Annotated in this window: 17 protein-coding genes and 1 riboswitch; of the genes, 12 read left to right on the forward strand and 5 right to left on the reverse strand. The window is 71.3% G+C overall.

All coding sequences use genetic code 11. The features are described from left to right. Positions 1-66: 66 nt before the first annotated feature. From ABZ887_RS39790 to ABZ887_RS39805, 4 genes are read left to right on the forward strand one after another with little or no spacing between them, the layout of a single operon-like run. Entirely contained in the window at positions 67-1,614 is a 1,548-nt protein-coding gene (locus ABZ887_RS39790) for a TIGR02677 family protein (protein WP_361301238.1), read from the forward strand. Further along, positions 1,611-3,053 (forward strand): TIGR02678 family protein, encoded by a 1,443-nt coding sequence (locus ABZ887_RS39795; RefSeq protein WP_361301241.1) that lies wholly within the window; start codon positions 1,611-1,613, stop codon positions 3,051-3,053. The genes ABZ887_RS39790 and ABZ887_RS39795 overlap by 4 nt, the downstream gene beginning before the upstream one ends. Then, the gene (locus ABZ887_RS39800) at positions 3,050-7,198 is read left to right on the forward strand and encodes a TIGR02680 family protein (protein WP_361301243.1); all 4,149 of its coding nucleotides are present in this window, start codon (positions 3,050-3,052) and stop codon (positions 7,196-7,198) included. The genes ABZ887_RS39795 and ABZ887_RS39800 overlap by 4 nt, the downstream gene beginning before the upstream one ends. Then, the gene (locus tag ABZ887_RS39805; RefSeq protein WP_361301246.1) at positions 7,188-8,465 is read left to right on the forward strand and encodes a TIGR02679 family protein; all 1,278 of its coding nucleotides are present in this window, start codon (positions 7,188-7,190) and stop codon (positions 8,463-8,465) included. Before ABZ887_RS39800 ends, ABZ887_RS39805 begins: the two co-directional genes overlap by 11 nt. Before the next feature lie 117 nt (positions 8,466-8,582). Here ABZ887_RS39805 and ABZ887_RS39810 read toward each other — a convergent pair whose 3' ends face one another. The 5 genes from ABZ887_RS39810 to gcvT all read right to left on the reverse strand — a co-directional run bounded on the left by ABZ887_RS39810 (position 8,583) and on the right by gcvT (position 13,932). Then, positions 8,583-9,137 (reverse strand): Uma2 family endonuclease, encoded by a 555-nt coding sequence (locus ABZ887_RS39810; protein ID WP_361301249.1) that lies wholly within the window; start codon positions 9,135-9,137, stop codon positions 8,583-8,585. 465 nt (positions 9,138-9,602) lie between these two features. Further along, positions 9,603-10,970 (reverse strand): L-serine ammonia-lyase, encoded by a 1,368-nt coding sequence (locus ABZ887_RS39815; protein WP_361301252.1) that lies wholly within the window; start codon positions 10,968-10,970, stop codon positions 9,603-9,605. A 56-nt stretch (positions 10,971-11,026) separates the two neighbouring features. Then, a complete protein-coding gene (gene glyA / locus ABZ887_RS39820) occupies positions 11,027-12,289 on the reverse strand; it encodes a serine hydroxymethyltransferase (RefSeq protein ID WP_361301255.1) in 1,263 nt (420 codons plus the stop codon). A gap of 39 nt (positions 12,290-12,328) precedes the next feature. Then, positions 12,329-12,706 (reverse strand): glycine cleavage system protein GcvH, encoded by a 378-nt coding sequence (gcvH, locus tag ABZ887_RS39825; RefSeq protein WP_361301258.1) that lies wholly within the window; start codon positions 12,704-12,706, stop codon positions 12,329-12,331. A 98-nt stretch (positions 12,707-12,804) separates the two neighbouring features. Beyond that, positions 12,805-13,932: a glycine cleavage system aminomethyltransferase GcvT gene (gcvT, locus tag ABZ887_RS39830; RefSeq protein ID WP_361301261.1), complete on the reverse strand. Its 1,128-nt coding sequence runs from the start codon at positions 13,930-13,932 to the stop codon at positions 12,805-12,807. A gap of 158 nt (positions 13,933-14,090) precedes the next feature. Beyond that, positions 14,091-14,189, reverse strand: a riboswitch (glycine riboswitch). A 201-nt stretch (positions 14,190-14,390) separates the two neighbouring features. On the opposite strand from gcvT, the gene ABZ887_RS39835 reads away from it, so the two are divergent. The 8 genes from ABZ887_RS39835 to ABZ887_RS39870 all read left to right on the forward strand — a co-directional run bounded on the left by ABZ887_RS39835 (position 14,391) and on the right by ABZ887_RS39870 (position 23,634). Then, on the forward strand, positions 14,391-15,059 hold the full coding sequence (locus ABZ887_RS39835) for an AAA family ATPase (protein WP_361301264.1): 669 nt from the start codon (positions 14,391-14,393) through the stop codon (positions 15,057-15,059). A 133-nt stretch (positions 15,060-15,192) separates the two neighbouring features. After that, entirely contained in the window at positions 15,193-15,984 is a 792-nt protein-coding gene (locus ABZ887_RS39840; RefSeq protein WP_361301267.1) for an enhanced serine sensitivity protein SseB, read from the forward strand. 185 nt (positions 15,985-16,169) lie between these two features. Further along, the gene (locus ABZ887_RS39845) at positions 16,170-16,967 is read left to right on the forward strand and encodes an enhanced serine sensitivity protein SseB C-terminal domain-containing protein (RefSeq protein WP_361301270.1); all 798 of its coding nucleotides are present in this window, start codon (positions 16,170-16,172) and stop codon (positions 16,965-16,967) included. A gap of 350 nt (positions 16,968-17,317) precedes the next feature. Next, positions 17,318-18,304, forward strand: a complete 987-nt coding sequence (locus ABZ887_RS39850; protein ID WP_361301273.1) for an ABC transporter permease — start codon at positions 17,318-17,320, stop codon at positions 18,302-18,304. A gap of 58 nt (positions 18,305-18,362) precedes the next feature. Then, on the forward strand, positions 18,363-20,117 hold the full coding sequence (locus ABZ887_RS39855; RefSeq protein WP_361301276.1) for an ABC transporter substrate-binding protein: 1,755 nt from the start codon (positions 18,363-18,365) through the stop codon (positions 20,115-20,117). 72 nt (positions 20,118-20,189) lie between these two features. Beyond that, on the forward strand, positions 20,190-21,197 hold the full coding sequence (locus ABZ887_RS39860) for an ABC transporter permease (RefSeq protein ID WP_361301279.1): 1,008 nt from the start codon (positions 20,190-20,192) through the stop codon (positions 21,195-21,197). Then, positions 21,194-22,285 (forward strand): ABC transporter ATP-binding protein, encoded by a 1,092-nt coding sequence (locus ABZ887_RS39865; RefSeq protein WP_361301281.1) that lies wholly within the window; start codon positions 21,194-21,196, stop codon positions 22,283-22,285. The genes ABZ887_RS39860 and ABZ887_RS39865 overlap by 4 nt, the downstream gene beginning before the upstream one ends. Further along, a complete protein-coding gene (locus ABZ887_RS39870) occupies positions 22,282-23,634 on the forward strand; it encodes a dipeptide ABC transporter ATP-binding protein (RefSeq protein ID WP_361301284.1) in 1,353 nt (450 codons plus the stop codon). The genes ABZ887_RS39865 and ABZ887_RS39870 overlap by 4 nt, the downstream gene beginning before the upstream one ends. Positions 23,635-23,657 lie beyond the last annotated feature (23 nt).

A 23,657-nucleotide genomic window follows, 5' to 3' on the forward strand; every position in this document is an offset into this window, starting at 1 on the left:
GAGGTCCGGCCCGACCGGCGCCGGCCGCAGCAGGTGGGACAGGCGAGAAGGAAAGCACCCAGATTCGTGAGTGACGAGTTCGACGCCCCGGAGTCCTCAGCCCCGGAGCCTGTCGACGAGGGCGCGTTCGGTATCGACGCGTTCTCCGTCGACGACCGGCTGCGGCTGTTCCACTTCGCCGCCGCCGAGAAGCGGCACGAGTATCTCTGGCTGCTGCGGGCCTTCGACCGCGGACGCGCCAACTACCAGGTGCTGCTGCACGCGTCGGACGCGGTGGGGCTGCTGGAGCGGCTCGCCGTCGATCATCCTGCGGCGGGCATCGTCGGCGGGGCGGCCGGTGTGCAGCCGCTGCTCGACGCGCTCGCGGAGTGGCAGGTCCTGGACCGGTCGTACGACGGGACGCGCGCCGCGAACCTCGCCGAGTACCGCAACCGGCACTACGTGTACCAGTTCACCCAGGCCGGATACCGGGCGTACCGGGCGGTGGAGGACGTGCTCGGGGCGAGCCTGGAGGACGCCCAGCTCTCCCGCCTCGTCTTTCCCGACATCCTCGGTGACCTGCGCGCCCTGGCCGAGGCCAACACCGCGGGCGACGGCGAGGAGGTGTACCGCAAGCTCGGCCGTCTCGACTCCGTGCTGAACGAGATGGCGCAGCGCGCCGCCCGTTTCTACCTCATGCTGGGCGATTTGGCGCGCACCAACGACACCCGGCCCGAGGTGTTCCTCGCCCACAAGGACACGCTCCTCGCACACATGCGGGAGTTCACCGCCGAACTCGGGCGCTACGCACCGCTGCTCGCCGAGGCGGTCGAGAAGGCGGCGGCCACCGGTGTGGAGCGGATGATCGAGTACGCGGCCGAGGCGGACGAGCGGCTCTTCCGCAGCCCCGCCGAGCGTATGGCGGACTGGCGGCACCGGTGGGACGGCATCGTCCACTGGTTCGCGGAGCGCGAGCACAGCGAGACCGAGCGGCTGCAGGACGCCACCGTCACCGCGATCCGTTCCGTCCTCGCCCTGCTGCGCCGGGTCACCGAGGCGCGCCGTGGCGGGGTGAGCCGGGAGAGTCAACTGCGCCATCTCGCCCAGTGGTTCACCTCCTGCGAGAGCGACGAGGACGCGCACGCCCTGTTCCAGGCGGTCTTCGGGCTCGGCGGACCCCGCCACATCGCCGTCCCGTACGCCGACCCCGAGCAGATCCCGTCCCGCACGTCCTGGTGGGAGGCCGAACCGGTCGAACTCGCCCGCACCCTGGTCCAGTCCGGCCGCACCCCCGCCCTGCACGGCCCTGGCCGCATCGAACGCGACGACGACCGGCGGGCGCTGCTGCGCGCCCAGCAGCTCAGGGAGCAGGCCGAGCGGCGAGGCGCCGCGCACTCCCTCGCCTCGGACGGGGTGTACGGCCGGACGCTCGACGAGCCCGAGACACGGGCCCTGCTGGCCCTGCTGGACGTGGCCCTCGCCGCCCGCGTCCCCGCCAGCCGCCGGGTCACCGCCGCCTCCGGCTCCGCCCACGGGGTGCGGCTCACCCTCACCCCCGCCGAGGGCTCCACCACCGTCGACACTGTGCGCGGGCGTCTCCATCTCGACGGGCTGCGCCTGGAGGTCACCGCATGAGCCGCGTTGCCGAAGCCGTCTCCCCGCTCGAACTCGCCGACTACCAGAAGGCGGTACGGCTCGTCCTGCGACACCCGCTGATCACGCCGGGGTACCCGGACAAGGGGGCGCTGGCGACCGTGCGGCGCTGGGCCGAGCAGCTGCGCACCGACCTGATGGAGGCGCTCGGCCACCGGCTTGTGACCACCGCCGACACCGCCCGGCTCCAGCGCGCACAGGACGGCCTGGACGCCACCCGCCCGGCCCTCACCCGCGCGGGCCGCCCCTTCGACCGCCGCCGCTACGCCTACCTCGTCCTCACCCTCGCCGCGCTCGGCCGCCACGGGGCCCAGGTGGCGCTCGGCGAGCTGGCCGACGCGGTCGCCGCCGACGCCGTACGCATCGACGGGCTCGGGCTCGACACCGCGCGCAAGCCCGACCGGGACGCCTTCGTCGACGCCGTCACCTGGCTCACCGAACGCGGCGCGCTCACCCTCGCCGACGGCTCCGCCACCGCCTGGGCCGGTGACCCCGAGCGGGCCGAGGCCCTGTACGACATCGACCGGGAGATCCTCCTCGCCGTCCACCACCCGACCCGCGTCCTGCAGCACCTGACCTCGGTCACCGCGCTCCTCGACTCCGGCAGCGCGCTGGGCCTGTCCGCGGGGCGGGCCGCGCAGCGCAGTGACCAGGCCCGCCGGGCCCGTCGGCTGGTGCTGGAGAACCCGGTCGCGTACTACGCCGACGCGGACAGCGAACTCCTGGGCCAGCTGCGGGCCCCCGCCCTCGCCGAGGACCTGGAGCGGCTGACCGGGCTGACGGTGGAGCGGCGGGCCGAGGGCGTGGCGCTCGTCGACACCTCCGGCAGGCTGTCCGACATCCGCTTCCCCGGCGGCGGGACGGTCGCGCAGGCCGCGCTGCTCCTGGCCGCCCGGATCAGCGCCGCCGCCCAGCGCTCGGGACGGCACGCCCTCGAACCACTGCCCGCGCCCACCGCGGCCGAACGCCTCGCGGCGCGCGCCCGGCGCATCGACGCGGCCCTGCCGTCGCGCGGGCTGGTCGCCGAACTCGCCGAGCCGGACCAGGAACCGGTGTACGAGGCGTCGGTGTACGAGGTGTCCGGTGACGAGGGGCGGGTACCCGGGGAGACCCGGTATCCCTTCGTCACGGACTCCTGGCTCCGGGGCAGACTCAAGGAGATCACCGCCGAGTACGGCGCGGGCTTCGCCGCCGATCTGCGCGGCGACCCGGACCGGCTGCTCGGCCAGGTCCTCGACCTGCTGGCCGCCATGTCGCTGATCGCCCGGGGCGACGGCGGGGCCCTCGCCCTTCCGCTGCTCGCCCGCTACCGGGGGGTCACGGCCCGCGTGAAGACCCGTACGGCAGCCGGGCCGCCGTCCCAAGCCGCCCTGTTCGCCGCCGACACCGCCAACGAGACCGCCGAGGACCCGACTCCGTGAGCACCCCCGCTCCCACCCAGGCCCCCACCCCCTCCGCCCGGTTCGTCCCCACCCGTGCCGGGATCGTCAACCTGTGGGACTACCGGGACGAGGAGTTCTCCTTCGCGGGCGGCTGGCTGGTGCTGCGCGGGCCCAACGGGTCGGGGAAGACCAAGGCCCTGGAAGTCCTCTTCCCCTTCGTCCTCGACGGCCGTATCGACCCCAAGCGGCTGAACCCGTTCGCCGCCGAGGACCGCACGATGAAGTCCAACCTGCTCTTCCGCGGGCAGGACAGCGCGCTCGGCTACGTCTGGATCGAGTTCACCCACCGGGAGACCGGCGAGGCCGTCACCTGCGGCATCGGGCTGCACGCCCAGCGGCACCGCGACACGCCCGCCCGCTGGCACTTCGTCGCCGACGGCCGTGTCGGCGAGGACTTCTCGCTCCTCACCCACGACGACCGGCCGATGACGAGGAAGCAGCTCGCCGCCGAACTCGGACGCGAGCTGATCACCTCCACGGCCGACTACCGCGCCGCCGTCGACCGGCGCCTGTTCGGCCTCGGGCCCGAGCGGTACGAGCAACTGCTCACCCTGATCCTCACGTTGCGCCGCCCGCAGCTCGCCAAGAACCTCGACCCTGCCAAGCTCTCCGACACCCTCACCGCCGGTCTGCGCCCCCTCGACGACGACCTGATCGCCGAGGCGGCGCGCTCCTTCGACGACATGGAGTCCGTGCAGCGCACCCTGGAGGGGCTGGCCGCCGCCGACGACGCCACCCGCGCCTTCCTCGCGAGCTACTCCACCTATCTGCGCGTCCACGCCCGCAGCGCCGCGGACCGGCTCACCGCCCGCCGTACCGAGACCGCCGAGCGCGCCGCCGCGCTGCGCGCCGCCATCGCGGACCTGACGGCGGCCCGTGAGCAGCAGGCCTCCGCCGAGACGCGCGCCGAGTCGGCCGACGCCTCGCTCGCCGCCCAGCGCGCCCGTCTCGAACAGCTGCGCTCCTCCGCCGCCTACCAGGCCGTCGAGCAACTGGCCGACCTGGAACGCCTGGTGCGCACCTGCGAGCAGACCGCCCGACAGGCCACAGCCGAACGCGAACGCCGTACGGCCGCCACCGGCCGCGCCCGCGCCGAGGCCGAACACGCCGCCCGCCTCGCCGCCGAACTCGACGCCGCCGTCTCCCGGGACGCCGCCGCCGTCGCCGACCACGCCCACACCGCCGGCCTCCCCTGGACCCCGGCCGACGCCGAGCCCGCCCGTCTCGCCGACCGCTCCGCCGCGCTCGCCGCCGCCCGCCACGAGGGCGTCCGGGCGGTGCGCGCCGCCCAGCAGGCGGCACGCGGCGCCGAACAGACCCGTGACCTCGCCCGGATCTCCCTGGACCGCGCGCAGGAGGCCGTCACCGCGGCCGAGACCGCGGAGACCGCCGCCGAGTCGGATCTCGAATCCGCCCGCGAACAGGCCCGTACCGCGCTCGGCCAGTGGGCGGAGACGCACGGCGGGCTGCTGCCGGAGGAGGGGCCCGGCCTGCTGGCCCATGCCCTCGAACTCACCGGTGAGGCCGAGGCGGCCACGCTCGCCGACGCCTTCACCGAGGCCGCCGCTCCCGCGGTTCAGGAACTGCGGGACACCCTCGCCTCCCTGCGCGCCCGGCGCACCGACGTCGAGCGCCGCCGCGCCGAGACGGAGGCCGAACGCGACCGGATCGCAGCCGAACACGACGACGCTCCGCCCCCGGCTCGGGGTCGCGCCGCCGAGCGAAGCGAGATGGGGGTCCCCCCGGCCGAAGGCTGGGGGAGGTCGTCCGGTGACGGCGCTCCGCTGTGGCAACTCGTCGACTTCGATGACGAGCTGACCGATCGTCAACGAGCTGACCTGGAGGCCGCCCTGGAGGCATCGGGCCTCCTCGACGCACTCGTCACCGCCGACGACAACCCCGTCGCGGCCGGTCACAGCGAGGGTTACCTCCGCGCCGGTACTCCGGTGAGCGGCCCGAGTCTGGCCGATCTCCTGAGGCCCGACGACCCCGAGAACCCGGAGGGCGTCGCAGCGATCCCGGCCACCCGGATCACCGCCGTGCTGAGTTCCGTCGCCGTCACCGGCGACCTCGACACCGGGACCCCGCAGATCAGCCCCGACGGCCGGTACGCGGCCGGTGTCCTGGTCGGGGCCCACACCAAGGAGCACGCCGAGTACGTCGGCGCCACCGCCCGCGCCCGCAGGCGTGCCGCCCGGATCGCGTCCTGCGAGGCGCTGCTGGCCGAACTCTCCGCTCAACTGGACGAGTCGGCACGCGCCGAGGCCCGTACGGACGCCGCCCTCGACGCGTACGCCGCCGCCCGCGCCGCCCTGCCGCGCACCGTCGGCATCACGCAGGCGCTGCGCGAGCTCGACCGGGCCGCGGCGAGGCTGCGCGCCACCCGTGACGCCGCCGACGCCGCCCAGGGCTCGTACGACGAGTCGGTGGCCGCCTGCTCGGTCGCCGAGCGAGTCCTGCGCCGTACCGCGGCCGAGCACGCCATCGGGACCGAGCGTGTCGACGCCGTCGAGACCGCCACCCGCGCCTTCGAGGCGGCGGTCCGCGAACTCGCCGCCCGCCGTCGCGAACACGGCCGCCAGCGCGAGGCGGCCGAGGCCGCCGCCGACCGGCTCGGCGTCGCGGCCGAGGACGAGGAGGCGGCGGCGGACACCGAACGCGCGGCGCGCCGCCGACACGCCGAGGAGGCCGCAGGCCTTGAGGCCCTCCAGGAGGCCGTCGGGGCCGAGGCGCAGGAGGTGATGCGTCAGGTGCAGGAGACCGAGGACGGGATCGACGCCCTGGTGACGGGGGCCGAGGCGGCCCGCACCGCCCAGCACACCGCCATCGCGGGCACCGCCGCGGCCGAGGCCCGTTGTACGGCCGCCGCCGAGGCCGGAGCGGTCGCCGCGGGGGAGGAGAAGGACACCGCTCGCTCCCTGCGCCCGTACGCCGCCCGGGAACTTCTCGACATCCTGCGCTGCCCGCCCGGCCTCGCCTGGCCCGCCCAGGAGGCCGACTGGACCGGTGCGGCACTCCCGTCGGCCGTCGTCGCCGTACACGAGGCGGTCCTCTCCGCGACCCGCGACCTCACCCCCACCGAGACCAGCCTCAAGCAGTCCGTCACCCGGCTCACCAAGGCCCTCGACGACCTCCAGGCGCAGCTCGCCGCCGCCGGACAGGACTACCGGCCCGAATGGGACGGCTCCGACGGGGTCATCCTCGTGCGTGTGGCCGACGAAGAGGGGCCGCTGCCCGTGGCGGCCTTCGCGCAGAAGATCTCCTCCCACCGACGTGACCAGGCCGAACTGCTCTCCGAGTCCGAGCAGCGCATCCTGGAGGACGCCCTGCTCACCCGGCTCGCCCAGCAGATCCACGACCGTACGGTCGACGCCCGTGACCTGATCCGGCGGATGAACACCGACATGCGCAAGCGGACGATGTCCTCGGGGACGACGGTCGGGGTGAGCTGGCTGCTCGCCGACCACCTCGACGACGAACAGCGCGCCGTCTGTGCCCTCCTCGACGCCGACGCCGCCCGCCTCGGCCCCGAGGGTCTCGCCCGGGTGCGCACGCACTTCGCCGCGCAGATCAAGACCGCCCGCGCCCGCCACCGCGACCAGCCCTACCGCGAACTGCTCGCCGAGGTCCTCGACTACCGGCGCTGGCGGCACTTCGCCTTCCAGCTCGTACGTCCTGACCGGACGGAGGAGCGGCTCACCCGCGCCCGGCACAGTCGCCTTTCGGGCGGCGAGCAGTCGGTGTCGCTGCACCTGCCGCTGTTCGCCGCCGCGCACGCCATGCTCAACTCCGCCGACCCGCACGCCCCGCGCCTGCTCGCCCTCGACGAGGCCTTCGCCGGAGTGGATGACACCGGGCGCGGTGAACTCATGTCGCTGGCCGCCCAGTTCGACCTCGACCTGTTCATGACCGGCTACGACCTGTGGGCCGCCCACGCCTCCGTGTCCGCCGCCGCCCACTACGACCTCGCGCACACCGCCGTCGACCACACCGTCTCCGCCCTGCTGCTCGTCTGGGACGGCGACCGGCTCCTGGCCGACGACACCGGTGATCTGACCGCGGCTCTCGGCTCGCCGGGCACCCGGCGCGTCCCGACGACCGAGGAGGCCGAGGTTGTCGGCTGAACGGCGGGAAAGCCACGGGTACGACGAGCTGCGGGGCGAGGGATGGACCCGGCTGCTCGCCGCCGCCCGCCGCAGACTGGAGCGCACCGGCGGCGCGCTCGACGGCGACATCGGGCTCACGGCACCCGGCGAGGCCGAACGCCGTACCGTCATCGGCATCACCGGCCGCTACCGGCCCGAGACCGTCAAGCGTCTCGCCGTACCCCTGCGTGACCTGGACGGGTATCTGTACGACCGCTACGGCACGGGTCTCCTCACGACCCTCGGTCGGCTCCACGGCCCGCTGCACGACCGGCCGGCCGAACGGGCCGACGAGCAGGCCCGCCGGGAGCAGGCCCTGACGTCGGCCCACTCCAGTCGGCTCGCCGGGCAGGGATGGTTCGCCGCCTGGCTGGAGCGGATCGCCGCCGACGGCACCCTCACCCGTCTCGTACGGCGCGGGGACGCGCCGCTCCTCGACGCGGCGGTACGTGTCCTCGAAAGGCTGGCCGATGACGGGGAACGGATCCCCGGACCTGCGGTCGGCGCCCTGCCGCTGCCGGTCCTCGCAGAGTGGGCCACCGGTGACACCAAGGCCCTCGTCCCCGGCACCCCGCTCGAACAGCTCGTCCTGCGCGCCCTCGCGCGGCGTACCGGCGACAATGCGGCCGTACCGCGTGATCGGGCCGGGCGGCGCGCCTTGTGGGAGAGCGCCGGGGCCATCGCCGACGACCTCGCCAGCCAGGTACTCGTCCTCAACATCGGGGCCGAGGGCGACACCGTGGTCTGCGACTGGCTGCGCGACGCCGCCGACTTCGGCATCCCCTTCCGGCTCACCCTCCACCAGCTCGCCTCCGACCCCGTCGTCCCCGCCGCCCGCACCGTCTTCGTCTGCGAGAACCCGGCCGTGCTGCGCGCGGCCGCCGGAGAGCTCCAGGACACCGCCGCGGCCCTCGTGTGCACCGAGGGTGTCCCGTCCGCCGCCTGCCACAAGCTGCTGGGCGACGCGGTACGAGCGGGAGCCCGGCTGCACTGGCGCGCCGACTTCGACTGGGCCGGCCTGCGCATCACCGCGGGCGCCGTGGCTCGCCACGATGCCCGCCCCTGGCGTATGACCGCCGCCGACTACACGGCGGCACTCGGGGAGGGCGAGTCCACACCGCTCGCGGGACCACCCGCGGCCAGCCCCTGGGATCCTGGACTGGCCCTCGCGATGGAGGCGTCGGGCAGCGCGGTCATGGAGGAACGTCTCCTGGCCGCGCTCCTGTCCGACCTCACCCGCACCTGACCCGGCGTCCGGTGGTGGTCGGATCGGATCTGTCCACCACGGTGTGTCGTCCGGCATCCACCGGTGAGTCGGTGGCGGTTCCCGAGCCCTCGGGACCGACTGGAACGGCGCGTCTTCTCAGCGAGCGTCGGCTTCCGGTTCCGGTACGGGGAGTTCGTCGAGGTCGAGGGTGAAGGTGCGGCCGTCGGCCAGGGGGATGGGGAGCTTGCCTGTGCCGTACGCGCGGGTGTGTGCGGTGCTGTAGCCGCTCGCGGTGGGCTCGGTGTGCAGGACGACTTCCCGGGCGTAGGGGTCCACGACGAGGTAGACAGGGATGCCGTAGCGGCCGTACTTCGCGGTGCAGTCGTCGTAGTCCTTGCGGGCGGAGGACGTGGAGACGACCTCCGAGATCAGCAGGACGTCCTCGAAGCTGTAGCGCTTGCCTTCTTTGCGCGCGTCCTCGCGCAGGATGGCCAGGTCGGGGGCGGAGTTCTCGTCGGCGGGGAAGTCGATGTAGACGTCCGAGGGTGTCTTCGCGTGTCGTCCGAGCGACAGGATCGTGTCGTACTGCATCGACTTGATCGTGCTGGAGTGCTCGAAGCTCTGCGGGGTCATGATCACCTTTCCATCGGCCCCGAACAGGACCGTGTACCCCTTGGGGAACTCGGTGTGCATGATCGAGTCGACGCTCATGGAGGGCTCCTTCCCGTGTGCCGTCATGATACGGCGGTGAGCACCGCACAACTGGGCGGAACGACAGGTAGGCGGATCCGGCGTCGCGGAGCACGGACCTCTCTCGCCCGCCGTGATCGACAACGGCGACTTCGACGCGTACCGGGAAAATCACGGTCGACTCGAACACGAACCGCAGCACACCGCCCGCTACCAGCAGAACTTCGTCGTCGGCGCGCGACCACTCCACGGCTGCTCACTCAACGGCAAACACACCCTGCATCCATGGTGCGCGAGCGGCGTATCCGGCGTTGATCGCGTGCCGCGAACCCGCAGGTCAAGAGCCCCTTTCATGGGGACATCCTGGGGACTTTCCGGGGACTTTCAAGCCTGTCCCAGGGACTTTCCGGGGACTTTCGACCGCGTAAGCAGGCAAGGCCCCGACAGCGCCGAAAGACACGAACGCGCTGGTCAGGGCCCGTTTCCCTAGCACTCGATGATGTTCACCGCGAGCCCCCCGCGGGCCGTCTCCTTGTACTTGACGCTCATGTCGGCGCCCGTGTCCTTCATGGTCTTGATGACCTTGTCCAGGGACACCTTGTGGGAGCCGTCGCCGCGCATGGCCATGCGGGCCGCGGTGACCGCCTTGACCGCGGCCATGCCGTTGCGCTCGATGCACGGGATCTGGACCAGGCCGCCGACCGGGTCGCAGGTGAGGCCGAGGTTGTGCTCCATGCCGATCTCGGCCGCGTTCTCGACCTGTTCCGGGGAGCCGCCGAGGACCTCGGCGAGGGCGCCCGCCGCCATCGAGCAGGCCGAGCCGACCTCGCCCTGGCAGCCGACCTCGGCGCCCGAGATGGACGCGTTCTCCTTGAAGAGCATGCCGATCGCGCCGGCGGCGAGGAGGAAGCGGACCACCCCGTCCTCGTCGGCGCCCGGCACGAAGTTGATGTAGTAGTGCAGGACGGCGGGGATGATGCCGGCCGCGCCGTTCGTGGGGGCGGTGACCACGCGGCCGCCCGCCGCGTTCTCCTCGTTCACGGCCATCGCGTAGAGCGTGATCCACTCCATCGCGTGCGCCAGCGGGTCGCCCTCGGCGCGCAGCTGGCGGGCGGTCACGGCCGCCCGGCGCTTCACCCGGAGCCCGCCCGGCAGGATGCCCTCCCGGGACATGCCGCGGGACACGCACGCCCGCATCACCCCCCAGATGTCCAGCAGGCCCTCGCGGATCTCCGCCTCGGTGCGCCAGGCCCGCTCGTTCTCCAGCATCAGCGCGGAGATCGACAGACCCGTGTCCTTCGTCAGGCGCAGCAGCTCGTCGCCCGTGCGGAAGGGGTACTTCAGGACCGTGTCGTCCAGCACGATGCGGTCCGCGCCGACCGCGTCCTCGTCGACGACGAACCCGCCGCCCACCGAGTAGTACGTCTTGGAGAGGAGCTCCGCGCCGGACGCGTCGTACGCCCACACGGTCATGCCGTTCGCGTGGTAGGGGAGCGTCTTGCGGCGGTGGAGCTTCAGGTCGTTGTCGAAGGAGAACGCGATCTCGTGCTCGCCGAGGAGGGACAGGCGCCCCGTGGCCTTGATCGCCTCGATGTGGTCGTCCGCCGTCTCCACGTCCACCGTGCGCGGCGAGGCGCCCTCCAGGCCGAGCAGCACCGCCTTCGGGGTGCCGTGGCCGTGGCCGGTCGCGCCGAGGGAGCCGTACAGCTCGCAGCGTATCGAGGCGACGGACTCCAGCAGCGCCTCGTTGCGCAGCCGACGGGCGAACATACGGGCCGCGCGCATCGGGCCGACGGTGTGGGAGCTCGACGGGCCGATGCCGATCGAGAACAGGTCGAAGACCGAGATGGCCACGGGAACTCCTCCAGAGAGGGTGGGGGCACACGTCGTCGGGTGCCCCCACCAGGGAACTACTTGTTCAGACCGGGGTAAAGCGGGTGCTTCGCGGTCAGTGCCTCGACCCGGGCCCTGAGGGCCGCCGCGTCGTGGGACGGCTTCAGCGTCTCGGCGATCACGTCCGCGACCTCGGCGAAGTCCTCGGCCGTGAAGCCGCGGGTGGCCAGCGCCGGGGTGCCGATCCGCAGACCCGAGGTGACCATCGGCGGCCGCGGGTCGTTGGGGACGGCGTTGCGGTTGACCGTGATGCCGACCTCGTGGAGGCGGTCCTCGGCCTGCTGCCCGTCCAGCTCGGACTCGCGCAGGTCCACGAGGATCAGGTGGACGTCCGTACCACCGGAGAGGACGTTCACGCCGGCCTCGCGGGCGTCGGCGGCGGTGAGCCGCTCCGCCAGGATGCGCGCGCCCTCCACCGTACGACGCTGCCGCTCCTTGAAGTCCGCCGAGGCGGCGACCTTGAACGAGACCGCCTTCGCCGCGATCACGTGCTCCAGGGGACCGCCCTGGAAGCCCGGGAAGACGGACGAGTTCAGCTTCTTCGCGAAGTCCTTGCGGGCCAGGATGATGCCACCGCGCGGGCCGCCCAGCGTCTTGTGGGTCGTGGAGGTGACCACGTCGGCGTACGGCACCGGGTTCTCGTGCAGACCGGCGGCGACCAGGCCGGCGAAGTGGGCCATGTCGACCCACAGGTACGCCTCGACCTCGTCGGCGATCCGGCGGAACTCCGCGAAGTCCAGCTGGCGCGGGTACGCCGACCAGCCCGCGATGATCACCTTCGGCCGGTGCTCCTTGGCGAGCCGCTCCACCTCGGCCATGTCGACCAGGCCGGAGTCGTCCACGTGGTAGGCCACCACGTCGAACTGCTTGCCGGAGAAGTTCAGGCGCATGCCGTGGGTCAGGTGGCCGCCGTGGGCGAGGTCCAGGCCCAGGATGGTGTCCCCGGGCTGGGCCAGCGCGAACAGGGCCGCCTGGTTGGCGGAGGCACCGGAGTGCGGCTGCACGTTGGCGTACTCGGCGCCGAACAGCTCCTTCACCCGGTCGATGGCGATCTGCTCGGTGACGTCGACGTGCTCGCAGCCGCCGTAGTAGCGGCGGCCCGGGTAGCCCTCGGCGTACTTGTTGGTGAGGACCGAACCCTGCGCCTCCATGACCGCCAGCGGAGCGAAGTTCTCCGAGGCGATCATCTCCAGGGTGGACTGCTGGCGCACCAGCTCGGCGTCGACCGCGGCGGCTACCTCGGGGTCGAGCTCGTACAGGGGCGTGTTCAGAACGGACATCTGTTTCTACGACTCCTAGGCCGGGGTCTGCGGCGGCTCTCAGCCGGCGGTGAAGGCGGTGTACTCGTCGGCGGAGAGCAGGTCGCCCGGCTCGTCCGTGACGCGCACCCTGAACAGCCAGCCGCCCTCGAAGGGGGCCGAGTTCACCAGGGACGGGTCGTCGACGACGTCCTCGTTGACCGCGGTGATCTCACCGGTGACCGGCGCGTACAGGTCGGACACCGACTTGGTGGACTCCAGCTCGCCACAGGACTCGCCCGCGGTCACCGTGTCGCCGACCGCCGGGAGCTGGACGAAGACGACGTCACCGAGCGCGTTGGCCGCGTGCTCCGTGATGCCGACCGTCGCCACGCCGTCCTCGGCGGCCGTCAGCCACTCGTGCTCCTTGCTGTAACGCAGCTGCTGGGGGTTGCTCATGGCTTGAATTCTCCTGTACGCGAGGAAGTGCTGGTGAAGGGGGGAAGGCTGGAGACGTACGTGACCTGCGGGGATGTGCGCGGGGTCACGTCCAGTGGCTACTTCTGGCGCTTGTAGAACGGCAGCGCCACGACCTCGTACGGCTCGTGGCTGCCCCGGATGTCCACGCCGACGCCCGCCGTGCCCGGCGCCGCGTGCGCCGCGTCGACGTACGCCATGGCGATCGGCCTGCCCAGGGTCGGGGAGGGGGCGCCCGATGTGACCTCGCCGATCACCTCGCCGGCGGCGACGACCGGGTATCCGGCGCGCGGTACCCGGCGGCCCTCGGCGACCAGGCCGACGAGCACCCGCGGCGGCCGGGAGGCGGCGCGGTCGGCGGCCTCCTGGAGCGCCGCGCGCCCCACGAAGTCGCCCTCCTTCTCGAACTTCACCACCCGGCCGAGCCCGGCGTCGAAGGGGGTGAGCTCCGTGGTCAGCTCATGTCCGTAGAGCGGCATGCCCGCCTCCAGGCGGAGGGTGTCCCGGCAGGACAGCCCGCAGGGCACCAGGCCCACCGGGGCACCCGCCTCGGTCAGCGCCTGCCACAGCTCCACCGCGTGCTCCGGCTTCACGAACAGCTCGAAGCCGTCCTCGCCGGTGTAGCCGGTGCGGGCGATCAGCGCCGGGACGCCGGCGACGGTGCCGGGCAGGCCGGCGTAGTACTTCAGGCCGTCCAGGTCCGCGTCGGTGAGCGACTTGAGGATCCCGGGCGACTCCGGGCCCTGCACGGCGATCAGCGCGTACGCGTCGCGGTCGTCGCGGACCTCGGCGTCGAACCCGGCGGAACGCTCCTGCAGGGCGTCGAGGACGACCTGGGCGTTGGAGGCGTTGGCGACCACGAGGTACTCGGTCTCCGCCAGCCGGTAGACGATCAGGTCGTCCAGGATGCCGCCGTCGGCCCGGCAGATCATGGTGTAGCGGGCGCGGCCCACGCCGACGGAGGCGATGTTGCCCACCAGGGCGTGGTTCAGCAGGGCGGCCGCGTCCGGGCCGGTCACGGTGATCTCGCCCATGTGGGAGAGGTCGAAGAGCCCGGCCCTGGTCCGGACCGCGACGTGCTCGTCGCGCTCGGAGCCGTAGCGCAGGGGCATGTCCCAGCCGGCGAAGTCGGTCATGGTCGCGCCGAGCGAGCGGTGCAGGGCGTCGAGCGCGGTGCGGCGGGGTGCGGCGGAATCGGTACTGCTCATCGGTCGGTCGTCTCCCAGAGGTCCCGAGGGCATGACAGGCGAGGGCTGTCCTCCCCATCTGTCATCGGAACCTGAGAGGTTCGCCCTGACCACGGACGTGATCACGGCTTGCACCTTGGGTGGAGCCACTGACACAGCGGCCCGCTTTTCAGATGTGCCTCGCCCGCGCGGTAACGGGGGCCTGAGAGATTCAAGGGAGGGACTTGCTCCTTCGGCGCCCCAGCGACGACGGCTGGGGACTCTCCCGCGCGGATTCAAGCGGCCGGTATGCAGTTGGCGCGGACATCATTGCACGCCGCCCGGCCGCATGGCAGACCGGACCTGCCCCGGCCTGCGTCCTCTCTCTTTGTAGCCGGGCTGTTGCCGGACGCGCACGGAACCGCGAGACGCCGTGCATTACCTTCTCTTTACATTAAGCGGGGAGAACCTTTCCTGAACCCCCCGGGAGGACGGTCACGGTGACAAGGACCACGGCATACGCGACGACGACGGGCATCGCCCTGCCCCAGCAGCCGACGGCCCCGGCCCGCGAGCGGGTCGGCGAGCTCCCCGCACCGGTCGTCCGCGACCTGCGCGACCGCGCCGGGCACAGCCCGCACGGCCTGCTCTTCGGCCCCCGTGACCTGGTGGTGGTGACCGGGCTGCCCGGCAGCGGCAAGTCCACCCTGATGCACCGCACCGTCCAGGGCATCCGCATCGACTCCCAGGACACCCGCGACCGCTGGGACGCGCGCCTGGCCCGCCTCCTGCCCTACGCCCTCTACCGCCCGGTGGTCCGCCTCGCCCACTACGCCGGGCTGCGCAGGGCCCTCGGCACCGGCGAGGGCGTGGTCGTGCACGACTGCGGTACGCAGGCCTGGGTGCGCGACTGGCTGGCCCGGGAGGCCCGCCGCCGCGGCGGCACCCTGCACCTGGTCCTCCTGGACGTCACGGCCGGCACGGCACTGGACGGCCAGCGCGAGCGCGGCCGGGGCGTCTCCCGGTACGCCTTCCTGCGCCACCGCAGGGCGGCCGGCCGGCTGCTGCGCGCGGCGGAGAAGGGCAAACTGCCCGAAGGGGTCGGCTCGGCCGTGCTGCTCGACCGGGACGCGGCGGACGTCCTGCGCCGGATCGCCTTCGCGCGCTGAGACCGCCCGCGCGCGCCGAGGCCGCCCGCGCGCGCCGGGATCGCCCGCGGACTCCGCATCGACGGGTGGCTTTGTCGGTGTCACCCGCTAGCCTTTCCAGCCTCAGCAGTGGTTTCCAGCAGGCGGTAGGCAGATGGACTTCCCGGCGGACATTCCCGCGGACTTCCCGGCACAGGCGCACCCCCACCCGCACGGCGGGTGGCCCGGCAACGAACTGGAGGAGGTGCTGTCGGCCTCCCTCGGCGTGCCCGCGGCGGCGGGCCGGCTCATCGAGGTACTGGGCCGGAGTTTCCTCTGGATCCCGCTGCCGGAGGGCGGCGGCCCGCACAGCGGCCCGCTGGACCTGCCCACCACGCAGATCGAGGGCCAGGTGTACGTGCCGGTCTTCAGCTCGGAGGAGCAGTTCCGCCTGGTGGCCGGATCCCATCTGTCGTACACGATCGCCCCGGCCGTCGAGTTCGCCCGCGGCCTGCCCCCGCAGGTCGGCATCGCCGTGAACCCCGGGGGAGTGGTCGGCGTCCCGCTGCCGCCGGAGGCGGTCGCCCAGCTCTGCCGCTCCGGCCGCTCCGAACTGGACGGCCCCGCCTCGGGCGGCCGGGTCCGCCTCTTCGAACCGGACTGGCAGGACGACCCGATGGACTTCCTGGCCGCGGCGTCGGCGGAGTTCGCGGCGATCGGCGTGGTCGCCGCGGCCCGCCGCTGCCTGGCCGCGGTCGAGACGGCGGAACCGGTGATGTTCGTGGGGGTCGAACTCTCCCAGTGGGAGGGCGACCTGCGGGCCGCGCCCCTGGAGGCACTGGGCAAGGCGCTGGGCCAGGTCCCGGTGAAGTGGCCGGTGAACCTGATACTCCTCGACGTGGCGGACGACCCGGTGGGCCACTGGATGCGGGAGAACGTCCGGCCCTTCTACCAGTACGGCCACTGAAGCCCCCTGCCTGCGCAGCCGACCCAGGGGCAGCCAACCCAGGGGCGCGGGGAACTGCGCGACAAGCCACCGACGACCCGCACTCGCCGACGGACAATCGGCGCCACTCCCCTTGGCGCATAAGCTGTCTCCAAACGCGGGGCGGCCCTCCATACGCGGGGCACCAGATGAAGGGGCGGTAACACGTGAGCGCCAGCGGCACCGCGGCGACCGGACAGGTCGAGCACATGCTGCGCCAGGTAACCCCCGGGCGCTACGACGCCTACGAGGCACTCCTCCGCGCCCTCGCCACGCCCTCCTCCGGCCAGATCTGGATGCTGCTCTGGCACGGCCAGGCCGGCTCCCCCGACGCCCAGTACGGGAACATGGAGGTCGACGGCCACGGCTACGCCCCCTGCGTGACCTCGGCCCAGGAGCTCTCCGCGAGCGGCTGGAACCGCTCGTACGAAGTGGTCGACGGCGTCGACGTGGCCCGCACCCTCTACCCCGACCACTTCGGCCTCTGGCTCAACCCGCACGCCCCGGGCGGCGGTGTCGGCATCCCCTGGCTGGACCTGCGCCGCATCGCCACCGGCCTGGACCGCCAGCCGGCCGGCCCGCTGCGGCTCGCCGAACCGGCCATCGAGATCCCGCAGTTCTACGCCCTGCTCACGCAGAACGCCCACCGCACCCGCGCGGTCCGCTCGCTGCGCCGCGCCTGGGTGCAGCCGGCCCTCGGGGCGCCGTATCTCGCCATCGGCCTGGACGTGTACGACACCTCGCCGCCGGCCGTGGACTCGGTGCGGGCGATGATGCAGCAGTCGATCGGAGCGGTGCCGGACGGGCTGCCGGTGTCGACGGTGGCGATGACCGACGAGTACGACCCGGTCGTGATGTGGATGCGGGCGACGGCACGGCCGTTCTACGACCGCGAGGCCCACGCGGCGCTGCCGCCGGCGCCCGCGACGGGGTACGGGTACCCGCCGGTCCAGGGCGCCTACTGACGCGACGCGGCGCCCCCGCCGGACCGGTCGGGAGGATTCACAGGTTTTACGTAACGAACGCATTTCTCCGCGCGTAGATGACGGTGGAACGTTCCGTTCCGACCGGATTCGGCGTTATGTCCCAACTGGCCCGCGTCCGGGGGGCGTTACCCACTGTTCGGATAACGGAATCCCTCGGACTGCATCACGGTTGCGCATACTTTCTCCGCGAGATCTGGCGGGTGATCGCGACGACGCTGAAGACTCGCCAGTCAGGCACGAGGTTTAAACCTCGTGATTGAGCAAGTCGACAAAGCCGCAATCCGCGGCTGGCGTAGGCCGGTCACCGCCGGCGAGAGGGGTCGCTCACCGTGACCGCACCGATCGAGACCACCGAGGCACAGCCGGAGGCTGCGCCGGAGGGTGCCGGTAAGCGGCAGATCGAGGGTCGCTCCCTCGGGCAGATCGCCTGGTCCCGGTTCAAGAAGGACCGGGTCGCCGTCGCGGGCGGCATCGTTGTCGTGCTGCTGATCCTCGTCGCGGTCCTCGCACGTCCCATCCAGGCCCTGTTCGGTCTCGACCCCAACGCCTTCCACCAGGACCTCATCGACGCCAACACCTCGCTGCCCAACGGCGGCTGGGGCGGCATGAGCCTGAGCCACCCGCTGGGCGTGGACCCGAAGTTCGGCCGTGACATCGCCACCCGCATCCTCGAGGGCTCCTGGGTGTCGCTGGTGGTGGCCTTCGGCTCGACCATCCTGTCCAACGTGATCGGCGCGATCATGGGCGTCGTCGCGGGCTACTACGGCGGCCGTGTCGACTCGATCATCAGCCGGCTGATGGACACCTTCCTCGCCTTCCCCCTCCTGCTGTTCGCCATCGCCATCTCCGCCACCCTGCAGGGCGGCGCGTTCGGCCTGAACGGACTGCCGCTGCACCTGAGCGTGCTCATCTTCGTCATCGGCTTCTTCAACTGGCCCTACCTGGGCCGGATCGTGCGCGGCCAGACCCTGGCCCTGCGGGAGCGCGAGTTCGTCGACGCCTCCCGCGGCATGGGCGCCAGGGGCCCGTACATCCTGTTCCGCGAGCTGATGCCCAACCTGGTCGGCCCGATCATCGTCTACTCGACGCTGCTGATCCCGACCAACATCCTCTTCGAGGCGTCGCTGAGCTTCCTCGGCGTCGGCATCCAGCCCCCGCAGGCTTCCTGGGGCGGCATGCTCCGCGAAGCGGTGACGTACTACCAGGTCGATCCCGAGTACATGATCGTGCCCGGCCTTGCCATCTTCGTGACCGTGCTGGCGTTCAACCTGCTCGGTGACGGTCTCCGCGACGCTCTCGACCCGCGCAGCCGCTGACGCCTGCTGTCACCGAGAGCCCGAAAAGTTTCCGACAATGGAGGGGAACCCACCCATCATGCGAAGGTCAGCGCTGGCCGCGATCGCGGCCATCGGCTCCGCCACCCTGCTGGTTGCAGGGTGCAGCAAGGCCGATGACAACAAGGACGGCAACGGTGGCGGCAGCTCCGCCGCGGCCAACGCGGCTACCAAGGGTGTCGTCAACGCGTCCGACAAGAAGGGCGGGACGGTCACCTACGAACTGTCCGACGTCCCGGACTCGTTCGACCCCGGTAACACGTACTACGCGTACATGTACAACTTCAGCCGGCTGTACGCCCGCCCGCTGATGACTTTCGAGCCCGCCGCCGGTTCCAAGGGCAACACCCTGGTCCCGGACCTCGCCGCGAGCAAGGGTGTCTCCAGCGACGGCGGCAAGACCTGGACGTACAAGCTGCGTTCGGGCCTGAAGTACCAGGACGGCACGGCGATCACGTCCAAGGACGTCAAGTACGCCGTCGAGCGCTCCAACTTCGCGCGTGACGTGCTCTCCCTCGGCCCGAACTACTTCCAGCAGTTCCTGGTCGGCGGCGACAAGTACAAGGGCCCCTACAAGGACAAGAGCGCCAAGGGCCTCTCGTCCATCGAGACCCCGGACGACACCACGATCGTCTTCCACCTGAAGCAGGCCTTCCAGGAGTTCGACTACCTGGTCGCCGCCCCGCAGACGGCTCCGGTCCCGCAGGCCAAGGACAACGGCGTCGACTACGTCAAGAACATCGTGTCCTCGGGCTCGTACCAGTTCCAGAGCTACGAGGACGGCAAGCAGGCCGTGCTCGTCCGCAACAAGAACTGGGACGCGAAGACCGACCCGCTGCGCAAGCAGCTGCCGGACAAGATCGTCGTCAACCTGAAGGTCAACGCCGACACGATCGACAAGGACGTGCTGGCCGGCGACGCGATCGACCTCGGCGGCACGGGTGTCCAGGCCGCCACGCAGGCCCAGGTGCTGACCGACTCCGCCAAGAAGGCCAACACGGACAACACCTACGGTGGCCGTCTGGTCTACATGGCGATCAACACCAAGGTCGCGCCCTTCAACAACGTCGCCTGCCGCAAGGCCGTCGAGTACGCGATCAACAAGGTCTCGGTGCAGACCGCCGAGGGCGGCCCGATCCGCGGTGACGTCGCCACCACGGTGCTGCCGCCGGACATCCCGGGCTACTCGAAGGCGGACGTCTACGCCACCACGGGCAACAAGGGTGACGTGACCAAGGCCAAGGCGCAGCTGAAGGCCTGTGGCAAGACCTCCATCAGCACCAACATCTCGGCCCGCTCGGACCGTCCGCAGGAGATGGACGCCGCCACGGCGATCATCAACTCGCTGAAGGCCGTCGGCATCAACGCGACCCTCAAGTCGTACCCGCAGGGCAAGTACTTCGGCGACTTCGCCGGTGTCCCGAAGTTCACCGAGAAGCAGAACATCGGCCTGATCATGATGCAGTGGGGCGCCGACTGGCCGTCCGGCTACGGCTTCCTGCAGCAGATCCTGAACGGCCAGGCGATCAGCCAGTCGGGTAACACCAACCTGTCGCAGTACAACAACAAGACGGTCAACGACCTGCTGGCGAAGGCGATCGGTACGGATGACACCACCGAGCGCAACAGCATCTACACGCAGATCGACAAGCAGACCATGGACGACGCCGTTCTCGTGCCGCTGACCTACTTCAAGGTCCTGCTGGCCCGCCCGACGGGCTACACCAACCTGGTGTCCTCGGCGGCCTGGAGCGGTCAGTACGACTACCTCAACATCGGCGTCGCGTCGAAGTAGCAGCCCCGGAAGGCAGGTGAAGGCATTGGTGCCCGCGGGCCGAGAGGCTCGCGGGCACCAGCGCCGATCCCCGTGATCTCGTACATCCTCCGTCGGACGCTCGCAGCGGTGATCCTGCTGCTGGTCGTCTCCGCGGTCACCTTCGCCATCTTCTTCGTGCTGCCACGGCTGGCCGGGCAGACCGCCGACCAGTTGGCACAGCAGTACATCGGCAAGAGCCCGTCGAAGGCGGACATCGCCGCGGTCAAGCAGAACCTCGGTCTGGACCAGCCCGTCTACGTCCAGTACTGGCACTTCATCAAGGGGATCGTCTCCGGCGCCACCTATGATCTGGGCCCCACCACGGTGCACTGCGACGCGCCGTGCTTCGGCTACTCCTTCAAGACCCACCAGGCCGTCTGGCCGCAGCTGACCAACCGCATGCCGGTGACCCTGTCGCTGGCCATCGGCGCGGCCGTCCTGTGGCTGGTCTCGGGTGTGGCGATCGGCGTGGTCTCCGCGCTGAAGCCGCGCTCCTTCTTCGACCGCACCTTCATGGGTGTGGCCCTCGCCGGTGTCTCGCTGCCCATGTTCTTCACGGGCAACCTGGCGATCCTGCTCTTCACCTACCAATGGCCGATCTTCGGCAGAACGTACGTCCCGTTGACGCAGAACCCGGCGCAGTGGGCCAACACCCTCATCCCCGCCTGGTGCTCGCTAGCCCTCCTCTATTCGGCCATCTACGCGCGGCTCACCCGCTCGGGCATGCTGGAGACGATGAACGAGGACTACATCCGCACGGCCCGCGCCAAGGGCCTGCGTGAGCGCAAGGTCGTCGTCCGGCACGGACTGCGCGCCGCGCTCACCCCGATCATCACCGTCTTCGGCATGGACCTCGGTCTGCTGCTCGGCGGCGCGGTGATCACCGAGACCGTGTTCTCGCTGCACGGCATCGGCCAGTACGCGGTGCAGGCCATCGACGACAACGACCTGCCCCCGATCCTCGGCGTGACCCTGCTCGCCGCCTTCTTCGTCGTGATCGCAAATCTCCTGGTGGACCTGCTCTACGCGGCCGCCGACCCGCGGGTGAGGCTCTCGTGACCGAACTCTCCAAGACCGGCGCCGCCGTGGGCGAGCCCACGTCGGCCGCCCCGTCCGACGTCTTCCTCGAAGTCCGCGACCTCAAGGTGCACTTCCCGACGGACGACGGCATCGTCAAGTCGGTCGACGGCCTCAGCTTCTCGCTGGAGAAGGGCAAGACCCTCTCCATCGTCGGCGAGTCCGGCTCCGGCAAGTCCGTCACCTCGCTGGCCATCATGGGCCTGCACCGGCTGGGCGCGCGCGGCAAGAACGTGCAGATGTCCGGCGAGATCTGGCTCGGCGGCAAGGAGCTGGTGAACGCGTCCCCGGACGAGGTGCGCCGGCTGCGCGGCCGCGAGATGGCGATGATCTTCCAGGACCCGCTGTCCGCGATGCACCCGTACTACAAGGTCGGCGACCAGATCGTCGAGGCGTACCGGGTCCACCACAAGGTCAGCAAGAAGGTGGCCCGCGCCCGCGCCATCGAGATGCTGGACCGGGTCGGCATCCCCGAGCCCGCCAAGCGCGTCGACGGCTACCCGCACGAGTTCTCCGGCGGTATGCGCCAGCGCGCCATGATCGCCATGGCCCTGGTCAACAACCCCGAGCTGCTCATCGCGGACGAGCCGACCACCGCCCTCGACGTCACCGTCCAGGCGCAGATCCTCGACCTGATCCGGGACCTGCAGAAGGAGTTCGGCTCCGCGGTCGTCCTCATCACCCACGACCTGGGTGTGGTGGCCGAGATCGCCGACGACGTGCTGGTGATGTACGGCGGCCGGTGCGTGGAGCGCGGCCCGGTCGACGAGATCTTCGAGAAGCCGCAGCACCCCTACACCTGGGGTCTGCTGGGTTCGATGCCGCGCATCGACCGGGAGACCTCCGACCGGCTCATCCCGGTCAAGGGCCAGCCGCCGAGCCTCATCAACGTCCCCTCGGGCTGCGCCTTCCACCCGCGCTGCCCGTACGCGGACCTTCCCAAGGGGAATGTCACCCGCACGGTCCGCCCGGAGCTGCAGCAGGTCGACGGCGGCCACTGGTCCGCCTGCCACCTCTCGGCCGAGGACCGGACGCGGATCTGGACCGAAGAGATTGCGCCGAAGCTGTGAGTGAGACGAACAAAACCGATGACGCCGTCATCCCGCAGCAGGCGTCGCCCTCGTCGGATCGTGAAGTGCTGCTGAAGGTCGAGGGCCTGGAGAAGCACTTCCCGATCAAGAAGGGCATCCTGCAGCGGCAGGTCGGCGCGGTGAAGGCCGTCGACGGCATCGACTTCGAGGTGCGCAAGGGCGAGACCCTGGGCGTGGTCGGCGAGTCGGGCTGCGGCAAGTCGACCATGGGCCGGGTCATCACCCGCCTCCAGGACCCGACCGGCGGCAAGGTCACCTTCGAGGGGCAGGACATCACGCACCTGTCCACCGCGAAGATGCGTCCGCTGCGCCGCGACATCCAGATGATCTTCCAGGACCCGTACGGCTCCCTGAACCCCCGGCACACCATCGGCTCGATCGTCTCGGCGCCGTTCCGGCTGCAGGGCGTCGAGCCCGAGGGCGGGGTCAAGAAGGAGGTCCAGCGCCTCCTGGAGCTGGTGGGCCTGAGCCCCGAGCACTACAACCGCTACCCGCACGAGTTCTCCGGCGGTCAGCGCCAGCGCATCGGCATCGCCCGCGCGCTCGCCCTGAAGCCGAAGCTGGTGGTGGCCGACGAGCCCGTCTCCGCCCTGGACGTCTCGATCCAGGCGCAGGTCGTCAACCTCATGGACGACCTCCAGGAGGAGCTGGGCCTGACCTACGTCATCATCGCCCACGACCTCTCCGTCGTCCGGCACGTCTCGGACCGGGTCGCGGTGATGTACCTGGGCAAGATCGTCGAACTCGCCGACAGCACCAAGCTGTACGAGTCGCCGATGCACCCGTACACCAAGGCCCTGATGTCGGCCGTGCCGGTGCCGGACCCGAAGCGCCGGGGCCAGAAGAGCGAGCGCATCCTGCTCCGTGGCGATGTCCCGTCGCCGATCGCGCCGCCGTCCGGCTGCCGCTTCCACACGCGGTGCTGGAAGGCGACGGAGATCTGCAGGACGACCGAGCCGCCGCTCCTCGAACTCCGCCCGGGCCAGCGGGTCGCGTGCCACCACCCGGAGAACTTCGCCGACCAGGCCCCGCAGGACACGGTTCTGCTGACCGCGGCGAAGGAGGCCTCGGAGCTGGTGGGCGAGGCGGTCCTGGAGGAGTCGGCGGAGACGTCGGCGGCGGTGGCCGCGGAGGTCGCGGAGGTCGAGGCGGAAGCCGAGGCTGCCGAAGTCGCGGCTCCCGAGGCCCAGGACACCGAGCCCGAGACCGAGGACTCCGAGGCCCAGGACTCCGAGGCCCAGGACTCCGAGACCGAGGCTTCCGAGGAGCCGGCGGCGGGTGACGCCACAGCTGAGGCACAGAAGTCACAGGAGCCAACCGACAAGTAGCCCATGACACGACTTTGCAAAGT

Origin of the sequence: Streptomyces sp. NPDC047061, from assembly GCF_040643955.1 — a bacterium.
In the GTDB taxonomy this organism is placed as follows: Bacteria; Actinomycetota; Actinomycetes; order Streptomycetales; family Streptomycetaceae; genus Streptomyces.